At 62.3% G+C, this 13,584-nt stretch carries 13 protein-coding genes; 6 read left to right on the forward strand and 7 right to left on the reverse strand.

All coding sequences use genetic code 11. The features are described from left to right. Together ACN0WV_RS07675 and ACN0WV_RS07680 are read left to right on the forward strand one after the other, a co-directional pair. Positions 1-1,002 carry a dihydroxyacetone kinase subunit DhaK gene (locus ACN0WV_RS07675; RefSeq protein ID WP_417604805.1) on the forward strand — a complete coding sequence of 334 codons (1,002 nt, stop codon included), beginning with the start codon at positions 1-3 and terminating at the stop codon, positions 1,000-1,002. Next, positions 999-1,604: a dihydroxyacetone kinase subunit L gene (locus ACN0WV_RS07680; RefSeq protein ID WP_417604807.1), complete on the forward strand. Its 606-nt coding sequence runs from the start codon at positions 999-1,001 to the stop codon at positions 1,602-1,604. The genes ACN0WV_RS07675 and ACN0WV_RS07680 overlap by 4 nt, the downstream gene beginning before the upstream one ends. Before the next feature lie 76 nt (positions 1,605-1,680). On the opposite strand, the gene ACN0WV_RS07685 is transcribed toward ACN0WV_RS07680, so the two are convergent. Genes ACN0WV_RS07685 through mtnK form a run of 5 tightly spaced genes read right to left on the reverse strand, consistent with a single transcriptional unit; the run spans position 1,681 to position 6,825 of the window. Beyond that, entirely contained in the window at positions 1,681-2,760 is a 1,080-nt protein-coding gene (locus ACN0WV_RS07685; RefSeq protein WP_417604809.1) for an aldo/keto reductase, read from the reverse strand. A gap of 11 nt (positions 2,761-2,771) precedes the next feature. Next, positions 2,772-3,452 carry a class II aldolase/adducin family protein gene (locus tag ACN0WV_RS07690; RefSeq protein WP_417604811.1) on the reverse strand — a complete coding sequence of 227 codons (681 nt, stop codon included), beginning with the start codon at positions 3,450-3,452 and terminating at the stop codon, positions 2,772-2,774. Then, positions 3,449-4,462 (reverse strand): sugar-binding transcriptional regulator, encoded by a 1,014-nt coding sequence (locus tag ACN0WV_RS07695; RefSeq protein ID WP_417604812.1) that lies wholly within the window; start codon positions 4,460-4,462, stop codon positions 3,449-3,451. Before ACN0WV_RS07695 ends, ACN0WV_RS07690 begins: the two co-directional genes overlap by 4 nt. Before the next feature lie 3 nt (positions 4,463-4,465). Then, the gene (gene mtnA / locus ACN0WV_RS07700) at positions 4,466-5,569 is read right to left on the reverse strand and encodes an S-methyl-5-thioribose-1-phosphate isomerase (RefSeq protein ID WP_417604814.1); all 1,104 of its coding nucleotides are present in this window, start codon (positions 5,567-5,569) and stop codon (positions 4,466-4,468) included. Next, positions 5,566-6,825, reverse strand: a complete 1,260-nt coding sequence (gene mtnK / locus ACN0WV_RS07705) for an S-methyl-5-thioribose kinase (protein WP_417604816.1) — start codon at positions 6,823-6,825, stop codon at positions 5,566-5,568. The genes mtnA and mtnK overlap by 4 nt, the downstream gene beginning before the upstream one ends. 129 nt (positions 6,826-6,954) lie before the next feature. Between mtnK and ACN0WV_RS07710 the strand changes: the two genes are divergently transcribed. The 4 genes from ACN0WV_RS07710 to ACN0WV_RS07725 all read left to right on the forward strand — a co-directional run bounded on the left by ACN0WV_RS07710 (position 6,955) and on the right by ACN0WV_RS07725 (position 11,051). After that, positions 6,955-8,472, forward strand: a complete 1,518-nt coding sequence (locus ACN0WV_RS07710; RefSeq protein WP_417604817.1) for a sugar ABC transporter ATP-binding protein — start codon at positions 6,955-6,957, stop codon at positions 8,470-8,472. After that, positions 8,469-9,479 (forward strand): ABC transporter permease, encoded by a 1,011-nt coding sequence (locus tag ACN0WV_RS07715; RefSeq protein ID WP_084350062.1) that lies wholly within the window; start codon positions 8,469-8,471, stop codon positions 9,477-9,479. Before ACN0WV_RS07710 ends, ACN0WV_RS07715 begins: the two co-directional genes overlap by 4 nt. 25 nt (positions 9,480-9,504) lie before the next feature. Then, entirely contained in the window at positions 9,505-10,545 is a 1,041-nt protein-coding gene (locus tag ACN0WV_RS07720) for a substrate-binding domain-containing protein (protein WP_417604819.1), read from the forward strand. Positions 10,546-10,607: 62 nt separating this feature from the next. Next, positions 10,608-11,051 (forward strand): RbsD/FucU family protein, encoded by a 444-nt coding sequence (locus ACN0WV_RS07725; RefSeq protein ID WP_417604821.1) that lies wholly within the window; start codon positions 10,608-10,610, stop codon positions 11,049-11,051. Between the two features lie 160 nt (positions 11,052-11,211). Here the strand turns inward: ACN0WV_RS07725 and ACN0WV_RS07730 are convergent, their stop codons facing one another. Together ACN0WV_RS07730 and ACN0WV_RS07735 are read right to left on the reverse strand one after the other, a co-directional pair. Continuing rightward, on the reverse strand, positions 11,212-12,855 hold the full coding sequence (locus tag ACN0WV_RS07730; protein WP_417604822.1) for an FGGY-family carbohydrate kinase: 1,644 nt from the start codon (positions 12,853-12,855) through the stop codon (positions 11,212-11,214). Next, the gene (locus ACN0WV_RS07735) at positions 12,856-13,581 is read right to left on the reverse strand and encodes an SDR family oxidoreductase (RefSeq protein WP_417604823.1); all 726 of its coding nucleotides are present in this window, start codon (positions 13,579-13,581) and stop codon (positions 12,856-12,858) included. Positions 13,582-13,584 lie beyond the last annotated feature (3 nt).

Genomic DNA, 13,584 nt, shown 5'->3' on the forward strand with positions numbered 1-13,584 from the left:
ATGAAAAAGATACTCAACAATCCGGAACACTATGTAGACGAGATGCTGGAGGGGCTGGTTGCCGCACATCCCGAATATTACCGCCTGCATGGCGACGGCGGCAAGGTCGTCGCCCGCGCAAAACCGGGCAAGGATGGCAAAGTCGGCATCGTCACGGGCGGCGGATCGGGCCACCTGCCCGTCTTTACCGGCTATGTGGGCACGGGTCTGCTTGATGCCTGCGCGATTGGGGATGTGTTTTCCTCGCCCTCTGCCGAACAGATGGCCGATGCGATCCGCGTGGCCGATAGCGCCGCGGGCGTGCTGCGGCTCTACGGCAATTACGGCGGCGATGTGATGAATTTCGACATGGCCGGAGAGTTGGTGGAATTTGAGGACATCACCTGCTCCACCGTGCTGCTGGCCGATGACGTGGCCTCTGCCCCACGCGAGGAGCATGAAAAGCGTCGCGGCGTGGCTGGCATGGTCTACGCCTTCAAAATGGCCGGTGCTGCCGCCGAGGAAGGCCGCGATCTGGAGGGCGTGACCGCCGTGGCGCAGAAAGCCGCCGATGCCTGCCGCTCGATCGGGGCGGCCCTGTCGCCCTGTACGGTCCCGCAAGCCGGCAAACCCACCTTCGAGATCGCCGATGACGAAATGGAAATGGGCATGGGCATCCACGGTGAGCCGGGTGTCTGGCGCGGCAAGCTGCAAACGGCGGACCAGATCGCCGGTGAGATGATGGATCGGCTGCTGGCCGATATGCCAATCTCCAGCGGCGACCGAGTTTCGGTCATGGTCAATTCTCTGGGCGCGACCCCGCCGGAAGAGCTGTATATTCTCTATCGCACCGTGAAGGCCCGGCTGGAGGATGCAGGCGCGACAATCGTCATGCCGCTGGTCGGACGCTATGCCACCTCGATGGAGATGGCGGGTGCCTCCTTCACCCTGTGCAAGCTGGATGAGGAGTTGGAAAGCCTGCTGCAAGCCCCCTGCGACTGCGCGTTCTGGAGGGTGGGATGACGATCACCCGTGACATGCTTCTGGCCGCCATTGACCGCGTCGCGGCGGCGATGGAACGCGATTTCGACATGCTCAACACCGCCGATGGTGCCTTGGGGGATGGGGATCTGGGGGTCACGATGACCCGCGGCATGCGCGCCATCAGCGCCATGAAGGACGACTTGCCCGACGATATCGGTATGGCGCTGTTTCAATGCGCGCAGGCCTTCACCAAATCATCGGGATCATCCTACGGCACGCTGATGGCCACCGGGCTGATGAGCGCCGCCAAAACCCTGCGCGGCGCGCAGTCGATTGACGCGGCCGACGTTCCGGACCTGATCGCGGGTGCGCGTGACAAGATGAAGGAACGCGGCAAGGCGGAACTGGGCGGCAAGACCGTGCTGGACAGTCTGGACTATGTTTCGCGCGCTACGGCCGAGGCGGATGCCGGGGAAATGGCGCGCGCGGCCGCCCAAGCCGCAGACAAGGCGCTGGACGATTTCCGCGACAAGCCCGCCACGGTTGGACGCGCCCGCATATTCGGTGAAAAAAGCATCGGATTGGACGATCCCGGCATGCTGGCCATGCAGTCCGTGGTCAAGGCGGCGACCGGACAGTAAAACCGCTGCCAAACGGGAAAGCCGAACATCGCTGTGGCTGAAGATGCGGTCCGGACCCTGCCCGGACCGCTTTGCCTTAGACCAGCGGATCGTCCCCGCCATAATACCGGTCGGCGTAATCCGCATGCAGGGCCTGATCGGCGGCGCTGAAACGGGGGCGCGCAAAATTGTGCTGGTGCCAATAAGGATAGACCAGCGGCAGACGACTGACATCGTTGAGGCGGGTCAACTCGTCTTCGGACAGCACCAGATCCACGGCACGGAAATTACGCTCGAACTGTTCCACCCTGCGGCCGCCGACAACCAGTGACGCGATCGCCGGACGGGTCAGAAGCCAGGCCAGCGCGACCTGAGCCGCCTCGACATCATGCGCCTCGCCGATTTCAACCAGCACATCGACGATGTTCCAAAGCCGCTCGGTGTCGCGGATCGGTGGCTCGTCCCAGCCCGCAGCCTGCCGCGATCCTTCGGCCGGACCCGCACCCCGACGGTGCTTGCCCGACAGAAGGCCAGCTGCCAAAGGCGACCACACAAGCACGCCCAGCCCCTGATCGACCGACAGCGGCAAAAGCTCATATTCCGCCTCGCGTGCCTCGATCGTATAGTGGATCTGCTGGGTGGCAAATCGGCTGGAGTGGCGCGGTGCAGCGGCCAGAGATTTCATCACATGCCACGCTGAAAAATTGGAACATCCCGCATAGCGGATCTTGCCCTGCTGGATCAGCGTATCCAGTGCCTCCATGGTTTCCTCGACAGGGGTCAGGCCGTCCCATTCATGCATGTAGTAGATGTCGATATGATCGGTGCGCAGCCGTTTGAGCGAGCGTTCACATTCGCGGATCAGATGCCAGCGCGACAGGCCTTCATCGTTCGGGCCGTCGCCAATCGGCATCCGCGCCTTCGAGGTGACAAGGATGTTGTCATATCGGCCTTCCAGCACTTCGCCCAGAATTTCCTCGGACAGTCCTGTGGAATACATATTCGCCTTGTCGAACAGGTTGATGCCGTTGTCGATGCAGGTGTCGACAAGCAGCCGTGCATCGCTGACATCCTGACTGGCGGCGCGCCCGAAGGCCCCGCGCCCGCCGAATGTGAACGTGCCCATCGTAAGAGCGGAAACCTTCAGACCGGTCTGGCCTAGGGTGCGATACTGCATGTTATGCTTCCTTAGTCTTCTGTGTTGTCTGCCTCTCGCGGCCCGTAGCTTTGGAACGCGACCAGCACTTCTGCGATCTCGGCATCCGACAGGATCTGCGCCTCTCCGCCGATGCTGCTGAACAGGTAGGTGCGCGCAAGCGTTTCAAGTTCTTCCAGCCGCCAACGGGCCTTGTCGATCGTTTCGCCCAGAACCGTCGCGCCGTGATTGGCCATCAGGCAGCCGTGCCGGTCCGCCATGATCTGGGCCATGTTGGCACAAAGTTCGGGACTACCAAAGAGCGCATAATCCGTCATCGGCACATTATTTCCGCCAAAGGCCGCTATCATGTAGTGGCACGCCGGGATCTGTCGGCGCTGTACCGCAAGCACGCTGCAATAGGGCGGATGCGCGTGCAAAACCACCGGCATATCGGGACGCGCGTTGTGCATCCCCTGATGGAATGGCCATTCCGAAGACGGCTTTGGGTTGCCGTCCTTGGGCAAGCCGGACAGCGGGATCGTGACCATCGCGTCGGGCGACAGGGCCTCGTACGGCACACCGGACGGCGTGATCAGGATACCGTCATGGGTCCGGGCAGAGATATTGCCCGAAGTGCCTTGGTTGAGGTGCCGTTCGTTCATCCAGAGGCAGGCGTCGATCAAGGCCTGACGGGTTGCGGTGGTATCGGGAAGCGGGGGTGCAGGCGTCATGGGTTCATCTCCAACAATTCTTGCGCGACCCGTGTACTGGTCGCGAGATGCGTGACAAAGCCGCCCTTGATGGCCGCCTTTGCAGGTGCCGCGCGGCCCGGCCCGGCGGCGACCAGAAGCGCCATATCCTTGCCGCGCATCTGATCCAGGGTCACGCCGATCATGCGGTCCTCAACCTCGGTCGGCACGGGCTGCCCCGCGCTGTCGATCAACCGGCCACAGATCACGCCGACTGCACCATTGTCACGGGCATCAGCGATGGTTTCAGCGCTCAGGATACCGGAGCGCACCACATGGGCGTCGGCATCGCAGGTGCCGCAAGCCAGAACGGTCTTGTTGCAGCCTGCCAGTGCGTCAAGCTGATCATGCACGACCGGTTCGGCTGACAGCGCGTCGCGCAACGCCTTGCTCGACAGCACCAGCGGCACATGCAGGTTGATGCATTGCCCGCCCAGCCGTTGCGCCAGCATCGCGGTACAGGCCTCGGCCGCAAAGCCAAGTGCGGCGGGGCGCGACCCCAGAAGCTGGATCACCGTCAGGTCCGGCACCGGCATGTTGGGCAATTGCTGCGCCATCTGATAGATGGTCGCGCCCCAGGACACGCCCAGCCTGTCGCCCGGCCCCAGCAGTCGGGGAAACCAGTCGGCAGCGGCCCGCGTCACCCGCGCGACACTCGCCGCAGCGCCGTCGGGATCGACCGGATCATCGGGCACCACAAGCGCCTCGGCCAGCCCGTAGACGGCGCAAAGCTCTGCCGCGAGCCGATGGCCGCAGAACACATCGCTGTCAAGATGCACGCGCACCCAGCCCCGCGCGCGCGCCTCATTGAGGTAATTGACCACCGACGCGCGGCTGATCCGCATACGTTCCGCGATCTCGTTCTGGTTCAGCCCGTCGTGATAATAAAGCCATGCCGCCTCGACAAACGGCGTGTCGTCGCGCGGCGGAAGCCGCGCAACATCCGTGGCACCGGGTTTTGCCTTGCCCAACGGCCCAACGGACATGGGCATCGCCTATTCTGCCGCTCTGGCAAAATCCGGGAACAGATTGGCCAGTCCCTCCTCGGACGCCTCGCAAACCCCGCGTTCGGTGATCAGGCCGGTGACCAGACGGTTCGGCGTCACGTCAAAGGCCGGGTTGCCCCCGTCCGTCCCGGCGGGCGTGACCTGCACGGTGCCGATGCGCCCGTCCTCTGTCAGGCCCTGCACATGGGTGATCTCCTGCGCGTTGCGCTCTTCGATGGGGATTTCGGCCACGCCGTCGCTGACGGTCCAGTCGATTGTCGGCGATGGCAGTGCGACGTAGAACGGCACCTCATTGTCCCGTGCCGCCAGCGCCTTGAGATAGGTGCCGATCTTGTTGCAGACATCGCCGCGCCGGGTGGTGCGGTCGGTTCCGGTGATGACCAGATCCACCATGCCGTGCTGCATCAGATGCCCGCCTGCATTGTCGGTGATATAGGTGTGCGGCACGCCGTGTTTGCCCAGCTCCCATGCGGTCAGCGCGCCCTGATTGCGCGGGCGGGTTTCATCCACCCAGACATGCAAGGCAACGCCCGCGTCATGGGCATGATACATCGGGCTTGTCGCGGTGCCCCAATCCACGGTGGCCAGCCATCCGGCATTGCAATGGGTCAGCACCCGCACAGGCTCACCCGCCGGTTTTCTGGCGGCGATCTCGTGGATCAGGGCAAGACCGTTCTCACCGATCCGGCGGTTGATCTCGACATCCTCATCGGCGATCTCATGCGCGAGGGTCAACGCGGCTGCGGCGCGGTCGGCCTCGGCCAAGGGGCGCAAAGCCGCCCGGCAGCGGTCCAGCGCCCAGCGAAGGTTGATGGCCGTTGGGCGGGTCTTCTCAAGAAACGTCCAGGCCGCATCCATATTCGTATCCGTTGGATCCTCGGCCATCGCGAGTGCCATGCCATAGGCCGCCGTGGCCCCGATCAGCGGCGCCCCCCGGACCCGCATCTGGTAGATCGCATCCGCAAAATCCTGCATCGTCGCCACAGGATCCACGCGGAACTCATGCGGCAACCAGCGTTGATCGATGATTTCCAGAACGTCCTTGTCATCGTTCCACCACAGGGACCGGTAATGCGTGCCGTCGATCTTCATAAGACGTCCTTTCCATTGTAGGCCCGTGCAAGGGCGCAAACCGCCTGCGCATCTGCAACCGTATCTGCCGTGTGAATCAGTTCCGCGCCCATCAAGAGGTTCCGGGCCTCAAGCGATGCGCGGACCGACATATCGGCGATGTCTTCGAAATCGGCATTATGTGCCAATGACAGGCAACGCCGATGCATCTCGATCCCGCAAACGGCCCAGGCGTCGCACCACAGCCCTGTCAGAACGGCGTCGCAGGCCGGCGTGCTGTCATGGCCCTGATCTTCGAACAGCGCGGCGGGAAACAGGATGCCCGTCCGCTCGGTCGCCCAGAGGTGGCGAAACTCCGACTCGAAAATGCGGCAGGTGTCCGCGATGAGGCCAAGGATCCAGTCCTGATATTCGTCAAGGTCAGCCCCGCGATGCGCAGGCTGGCTGAAATAGGCCATCAGGAAATTCGCACAAAGCATCCCGATATCGAATCCCAGCGGGCCGTATTGCACGAATTCCGGGTCAATCACCCGGCTGTCGCGACCCGTCGACATGATGGACCCGGAATGCAGATCGCCATGCACCATGGTTTCGGTATTCGACACGAAGCGCTGCAACGCCTGCTGCGCCTTGACCTTGAGGGCAACATCCGCGCGCAGCGTTGCAATGACGGGTTCCAGACCCTTCGTATGGCTGTTCATCTCTGCATCGAAATACGGATCGGTAAAGACCAACGCCTCGGTGATGGCGGGGATTTCCACATTGCCGGCAAACAGCGCCACATCCGCTTTCTTGTCCGGGCTGTTCATCGACAGTTCCGAGCCGCGAAAGGCCGTGCGTGCGCAGTAACGCCCCAGAAACTCTGCAAGACCGGCGACATGTTCGCCCGCGATCAGCTTGCGGCGCAGGATCACATGCGGGGCCAGAAACTCCATGATGATCAGCGCCTGCGACTCGTCGAAATGGTAAATGGCCGGCACCGCCCCCGGATCGCGGGCGGCCTGACGGATCAGCGCGTGATATTCGTAAAACGCCCGGTACAGGGGCAAAGGCCAGCTATCGCCGACAAGGCGCACATAGGGCAGCGCCTGTTTGACGATGACTTTACCGCCGGGGCCCGTGACGATGAACACAAGGTTGAGATTGCCGTCCCCGACCTCTTCCACCTGCCACAATGCCGGATCTTCACCGACCTGCGCTGTCAGGGCCGTCACGTCTTTCAACCGTTTCGGCAAGGTCTCCACGGTTAATGCTTCATACGCCGTGTCTGCGCTCATCAGCGATGTCTCCCTCTTGCTTCGACGCGCTGTCACGTCTTGGGTAGCCCCGTATTTATACTTTTGTCAAACCATTTGACAAATGCATTCCCCCGCGCCTACCGTCGCCCCATCAACGGGAGGAAGCGAGTGGCCGGTGACGCGCTCAAAGTAAACGGATTGCAAAAATCCTTCGGGAAAAACCATGTATTGCGCCAGATCGACCTGACCCTTTCGCCGGGCTCCGTCACTGTTCTGATGGGGGCGAACGGTGCGGGCAAATCGACGCTGGTCAAGGTGATCTGTGGCCATCATCACGCCGATGGCGGCACCATGACACTGGCCGGATCAGCGTTCGAGCCGACAGATGCGGCGGACGCGATCCGCAAGGGCGTCGTTACGGTGCATCAATCGATTGATGACGGCGTCATCCCCGATCTGGACGTCGCCAACAACCTGATGCTCGACAGTCTGGTGGATCGCGGTCACGGTCTGTTCGTGCGCGAACGCGACTTGCGCGCCCAGGCCGCCAAGGTGGCTGCCGCGATGGGCATCGACGTGAACCTGCGCGCGCGGGTGTCCGACCTGGCGGTTGCCGATCGCCAGATGATCGCCATCGCCCGCGCCATGGCCCGCGCCCCGAAAGTGCTGATCCTGGACGAGCCGACCTCATCGCTGTCCGCAACCGAAGCGGACCGGCTTTTTGCGCTGATCGACCGGCTGCGCGATCAGGGCGTCGCGATCCTGTATATCTCGCACCGCATGTCTGACATCCGCCGCATTGCAGACCGCATCGTGGTGATGCGCGACGGTGCAATCTCTGGTGTGTTCGACACGGATCCGCTTGATTACGAAGCCGCCGTCACGGCGATGTTGGGACACCGCATGACCGATGTGGATGTCGCGGTGCAAAACGGCACCAAACCGGTTCTCGAATTGCAGGATCTGCAACTGTTCGCCAATGCCGCACCGATCAACCTTGCAGCGCATGATGGCGAGGTGGTGGCGCTTGTCGGGTTGTTGGGCAGCGGCAAAAGTCGGCTGGCCGAGATCCTGTTCGGTATCGCGCGCGCCGCACAGGGGCAGATCCGCATCAACGGCAAAGATTACGCCCCCCGCTCGGTCGAGGATGCGGTTGCACAGGGGGTGTTCATGTCCCCGAAGGACCGGGGCACAAATGCGGTGATCCCGGCTTTCGACATTGCCGACAACATGACCCTGCCCTTCCTTCAGGGTCTCAGCGTCGGGTCATTCCTCAAGGCCCGCAGACAACGCAGCAAGGCGCAAGAGATGGTCGACCAGCTTGGTATCGTCTGTCAGTCGGTGGGCGACGGCATCAACACGCTGTCGGGGGGCAACCAGCAAAAGGCGATGATCGCCCGCTGGCTGCTGGAACCCGCGAAGGTGCTGCTGCTGGATGAGCCGTTTCAGGGCGTGGACATCGGGGCGCGTCGTGACATCGGTCGCCATATTCGCGCCACGGCACCGGGGCGCGCCACATTGGTCTTTCTTGCCGAGATTGACGAGGCGCTTGAACTCGCCGACCGCATCATCGTGATGAATGAGGGCGCAATCGTCGGCGAGCACGCAAACCAGAACATCGACCTCGCCGCGCTGGTCGCGGATATTTCGGGGGCCAAACCTATCGCAACAGGCACTGCTACATGAACGACCGACTTCTAGACTTCGCCATCCGTTATGGCTTTTTGATCCTGCTGATCGGGCTGATCGTCTATTTCAGCCTCGCGGCACCGGGCTTCTTTGGCCCATTATCCGCCGCATTCGTGCTGCAATCGGTGGCGATCACGGGCATCCTCGCGCTTGGTGTGACCTGCACGCTGGTTGTCGGCGGGTTTGACCTGTCCATCGGGGCGGTCGCGACATCGGCGCTGATGCTGTCGGCCTATTCCATGGTGATCCTCGAACATCCGGCCCCTGTGGCCGTTGCGCTGTGCCTTGCGATGGGTGCGCTGGTCGGGTTCATCAACGGATTGCTGATCGTGAAATTCCGGGTGCCGGACCTGTTGGCGACGCTGGGCATGATGTTCCTTCTGATCGGCTTGCAGCGCATCCCGACGCAGGGCAACTCCATCGCGACAGGCATGATGCTGCCGGACGGCAGCGTGGCCGAAGGCACATTCTCGGCCGCGTTCCTGTGGCTGGGCCGCCATCGTTTCGACGTGGTGATCGACCGGCTGTTGCCGATGCCCGTGGTGATCTTCGTTGCCATTGCCGTGCTGATCTGGCTGTTTCTGGGGTTCACCCGGCATGGTCGCCTGATGTACGCGATCGGGTCGAATGCGCGGGCGGCCGCGCTCGTCGGCACACCGGTCAACCGCTACAAGATCGCCGCCTACATGATCTCTGGCGTGACGGCCTCTATCGGGGGCATTCTGCTGGCCGCACGGCTGGGGCGCGGCGACATCGCCAGCGGCAACAACCTGCTGCTGGACAGCGTCGCGGCGGCGCTGATCGGGTTTGCGGTTCTGGGTGTGGCCCGGCCAAACGCATTCGGCACCGCCATTGGCGCGCTGTTCGTCGGCATCCTGCTGCAAGGCATGACGATGATGAACGCGCCCTATTACACACAGGATTTCGTCAAGGGGGCCGTGCTTGTCGCCGCTCTTGTCTTCACATTTTACCTGTCCTCACGCCGTACCGGCACGGGACATTGATCATCAGCGAATGGGAGAACGCGATATGTTAAGACGTCACTTCATGGCCATGGCGAGCGTGGCAAGCCTTGCGCTTGGCGCGGGCGCGGCAACGGCACAAGAGGCGCCCGCCCCTCTGGACAAACCCGAGGATGTGACCATCGCGCTGGTGCGCTACCTGTCCACGGGCGACTTTTTTCAGGCCTATCTGTCCGGCGTCGAAACCCAGGCTGATGCGCTTGGCGTCAACCTGCGCGTGCTGGACAGCCGTCAGGACGCGGCACTTCAGGCCGATATGGTCGATCAGGCGATTGCGCTGGGTGTGGACGGGATCATCATCCAGCACGGGCTGACGGAATCCATGCGCGAGGCCGCGCAGCGGGCCGTGGATGCGGGCATCAAGGTTGTGGCCTTCGATGTGAATGTCGAAAACGAGGCCATCCCCCAGATCGAACAATCCGATTACCTGCTGGGCAAGCTGGCGCTGGAACAGGCGATTGCCGACAATGGCGACAGTTTCGCGGCAGGCTATGTCTATGTTCCGGGCATTGCCCCGCTGGATCGTCGCCATGTCGCCTGGGAAGAGGTCAAGCAGGCCAATCCCGGCATCACCGAGGCGGCGCGGGTCGGCACGCTCGACAATCCGATTGCCAACGCCAACGCCAATCAGGCGCGCGCGGCGCTTCAGGCCAATCCCAACATCTCGGTATTTTTCGCGCCCTTTAACGAGTTTGCGAAAGGCGTGAAAATCGCCGCGGACGAGCTGGGCCTGAGTGGTGACTTGAGCATCTATTCCGCCGACGTCTCGACCGCGGATATCGCCCTGATGCGGGAACCGGGCAGCGCCTGGAAAGCGACCGTGGCCACGAACCCGTCCGTGGTGGGAGAGGTTTCGGTCCGGGCACTGGCCTTGATGCTGACGGGTGAGGATCCGGGAGCCTCCGTGGTGGTGCCGCCCACCCTGATCACGCAGACCTTCCTGAACGACAATGACATCCGCAATATGGAAGATCTGGGCGCGAAGATGCCCCAGTTCCAGCATGCCGATGTGGCGATGGCCGACTGGATGGCCCTGCCCGCGCGCTGATGCAAACTGATCCGGCCCTGACAGTTTCCGGGCCGGACCCCCAACAGGAACGGAGCGCCCCAATGCTGATCGGACTGGACCCACGAACGACACCCGAATTGCTCTACACGCTTGCGCGGATGGGGCATGGCGACGAGATCGTGATCGCAGATAGAAACTATCCGGCGCAGTGGTCGGCCGCAGGCTGTCTGGTCAAGGACGTGATCCATTATCCCGGCCATGACGCAACCATCGTGGCCGATCTGATTACCCGCCTGATGCCACTGGACACGTTCCACACGCATTCCGTCCTGCGCATGGAAATCGACGATCAGCCTGACACCATGTCAGAGGTGCATCAGGCCGTCTGGGACGTGCTGACACCGCGCTTGCCGGAGGGCGGAATTTTATCAAGCATCGAACGTCAGGCCTTTTATCGCCGCGCCGGGGGCAGCTTTGCCGTTGTGCAATGCAGCGAGGACCGCCCTTTTGGGTGCTTCATCCTGCGCAAAGGTGTCATTTTCTGAAATTCGGTCAGACTGCCCGATGGACGAACAGACCTCTGGCCGTTTAAGACGTATCCAGAAGTGTGGTCTGGTGCGATCGACGCCATATCGCCATGCCCATGACATCAGTGGCACCCCCAGGGCAACGACTAGCTATCGCTGCCCACGCCAATTTGCTGCATCACAGACCCTCCTGCCCTTCAAGCTTTGCCAAACGCGCCCGCAAATCCCTCTCGACCTCTTGAAGGCTTTGATAAGCTGCAAAGCGCAGCTCGTGTTGCGCGGCGATATGGCCCCCGGCAGGGTCAAACCGCGCGCCGATATGGGACATGCTGTCCATGCAATCCTGCAATGTCGCATGATGGCCAGAGGCAACGGCCCCCAGCATTGCCGCCCCCAGCAGCACCGGCGCTGAACAGGTGGTTGACAGGATCGGCAATCCACCCGCATCCGCCATAAGCTGCTTCATCATATCGCTTTCGCCTGCCCCGCCGCTGATCACCAGCGCGCGCGGTGCCACATTGTGGGCGCGCTGAGCTTCGATGATCTGGCGCAGCCCATAGCCGACGCCCAAGACCCCCGCCACATAGGTTGCCAGCATGTCCTCGAAATCCGTCGCCATTGTCAGACCGGACACCACCGCTGTTGCGTGGGGATCGGCATGGGGCGCGCGGTTGCCCAGAAAATCAGGAACGATGATGCGAGCACCTGCCAGGGTGACGGCGGAACTCAGGTCAGGACATCGACGCTGTGCTTCGCCAAGAAGATAGCTTTGGATGCTTTGCCCGGCGGCGTCGGCACGAGACTTGGCTTCGGCACGGGCGGGATGTGTGGCGATCAGATGCGCAATGGCCTCGCCGGCCGCGGATTGCCCGCCCTCACTCAGCCAAAGCCCCGGCACCATGGCCGAATAATAAGGGCCCCAGACACCCGGTACAAAATGCGCCTGCGCAGACGACGCCATCGTGCAGGCCGAGGTTCCAAAGACATAGGCCATTGTCGCCTCTGCCCCGGCATCACGGTCTGCACCAACGGTGCCTATGCCACCAGCATGGGCGTCAATCAGCCCTGCACCGACGGGCGTGCCCGGACGCAAGCCCAGGGACTCCGCTGCCTTCTTGGTCAACCCGCGGCCCAAAGGACTGCCGGGGGCGACGATTATCTGACCAATGCGCGCGTAATCCTCCTCTGCCAATTCGCTCAATCCGATCTGGTGGAAATAGCTGGAAGCCCACTTGTCTTGATGGGCCAGATAGGTCCACTTGCAGGTTACGGTGCAGGCGGAACGCGTCAACGACCCGGTCGCGACCCATGTCAAAAAGTCGGGCAAGTCGAAAAATTGCCCTGCGGATGCAAAACGGTCAGGCAGGTTTTCCTTGAGCCACAGAAGCTTGGGCGTTTGCATTTCCGGTGAAATGCGCCCACCGACATAGTCCAGCACCGAATGGCCTGTGGCGTTGATCCGCGCGGCCTGATCCATGGCGCGGTGATCCATCCAGACCATCACGTTGCGCGCGGCATCCTCGGTCAAGCTGACCGAGAGCGGCTGCATCTGCGCATCCAGCATCACCAGCGAACAGGCCGCATCGAAGCCAAGGCCCGCGACCTGCTCGGGATCAATCCCCGTCTGCGCCATCACGTCTTGTACCGCATGGCAGACAGCGGCCCAGATGTCGTCGGACGATTGTTCGGCGATATCGCCCGCATCACGCCACATCTGAATGTCGCGCTTCCGGCTGGCCAGCAAGGTGCCTGCCGCATCGAACAGCCCGGCGCGCGCGCTGCCGGTTCCGACATCAACACCTACAAAATAAGGTCCGGTCATCTACAGATCCACAGCATTGGGCAGAAGGACCAGATCGCGAATGGTCACGTTCCGCGGCCGTGTCAGCATGAAAACCACGCAATCCGCAACTTCCTTGGGTTGCATCAGGCTGCCTTCGGCCAGCGCCTGATCCATCTTGGCCTTGGGCCAGTCATCCAGCAACGCCGTGACAACAGGCCCCGGCAGGATCGCACCCACCCGCACCCCGTGTTTGGACATTTGCCGACGCACTGTGTGGGTGAAGGCCTGCACCGCATGTTTGGACGCTGTATAGATCGGTTCCCATACGACGGGAACGACCCCGGCGACAGAGCTGGTAAAAATGACATCGCCGGATTTCTGCGCCGCCAGATGCGGAAGCACGGCATGGACCGATCGGAACACCGCGTTGATGTTGAGGTTCAGCACCCTGTCCCATTGATCCGGATCGCCTTCAAGAACGTCGCCCCCCACATAGGCCCCCGCATTGGCGTGGAACACATCCAGCCTGCCGGCCTGTGCCAAAATCTGCGGCAGCATCTGCGCGACGCTCTCCGGGTTCAACAAATCGGTCACCACCGGATAGGTGCCTGCGCCAAGCTCTGCACAGGCTTTCTGCACCGCAGCCTCGTTGCTGTCGATCAGCGCCACCCGCGCACCTGCAACCAGACATTCCCGCGCGCAAGCCAGACCGATGCCAGAGGCCGCGCCTGTGATGGCAACAACCTTGCCGTTCAGATCATTCATTTC

Source organism: Primorskyibacter flagellatus, from assembly GCF_048268605.1.
GTDB lineage: Bacteria > Pseudomonadota > Alphaproteobacteria > Rhodobacterales > Rhodobacteraceae > Primorskyibacter > Primorskyibacter flagellatus.

What these genes read in the sequence shown, in the direction of transcription:
- ACN0WV_RS07675 (WP_417604805.1), top strand. Translation starts at nt 1, where the DNA reads ATGAAAAAGATACTCAACAATCCGGAACACTATGTAGACGAGATGCTG.
- ACN0WV_RS07680 (WP_417604807.1), top strand. Translation starts at nt 999, where the DNA reads ATGACGATCACCCGTGACATGCTTCTGGCCGCCATTGACCGCGTCGCG.
- ACN0WV_RS07685 (WP_417604809.1), bottom strand. Translation starts at nt 2,760, where the DNA reads ATGCAGTATCGCACCCTAGGCCAGACCGGTCTGAAGGTTTCCGCTCTT.
- ACN0WV_RS07690 (WP_417604811.1), bottom strand. Translation starts at nt 3,452, where the DNA reads ATGACGCCTGCACCCCCGCTTCCCGATACCACCGCAACCCGTCAGGCC.
- ACN0WV_RS07695 (WP_417604812.1), bottom strand. Translation starts at nt 4,462, where the DNA reads ATGCCCATGTCCGTTGGGCCGTTGGGCAAGGCAAAACCCGGTGCCACG.
- mtnA (WP_417604814.1), bottom strand. Translation starts at nt 5,569, where the DNA reads ATGAAGATCGACGGCACGCATTACCGGTCCCTGTGGTGGAACGATGAC.
- mtnK (WP_417604816.1), bottom strand. Translation starts at nt 6,825, where the DNA reads ATGAGCGCAGACACGGCGTATGAAGCATTAACCGTGGAGACCTTGCCG.
- ACN0WV_RS07715 (WP_084350062.1), top strand. Translation starts at nt 8,469, where the DNA reads ATGAACGACCGACTTCTAGACTTCGCCATCCGTTATGGCTTTTTGATC.
- ACN0WV_RS07720 (WP_417604819.1), top strand. Translation starts at nt 9,505, where the DNA reads ATGTTAAGACGTCACTTCATGGCCATGGCGAGCGTGGCAAGCCTTGCG.
- ACN0WV_RS07725 (WP_417604821.1), top strand. Translation starts at nt 10,608, where the DNA reads ATGCTGATCGGACTGGACCCACGAACGACACCCGAATTGCTCTACACG.
- ACN0WV_RS07730 (WP_417604822.1), bottom strand. Translation starts at nt 12,855, where the DNA reads ATGACCGGACCTTATTTTGTAGGTGTTGATGTCGGAACCGGCAGCGCG.
- ACN0WV_RS07735 (WP_417604823.1), bottom strand. Translation starts at nt 13,581, where the DNA reads ATGAATGATCTGAACGGCAAGGTTGTTGCCATCACAGGCGCGGCCTCT.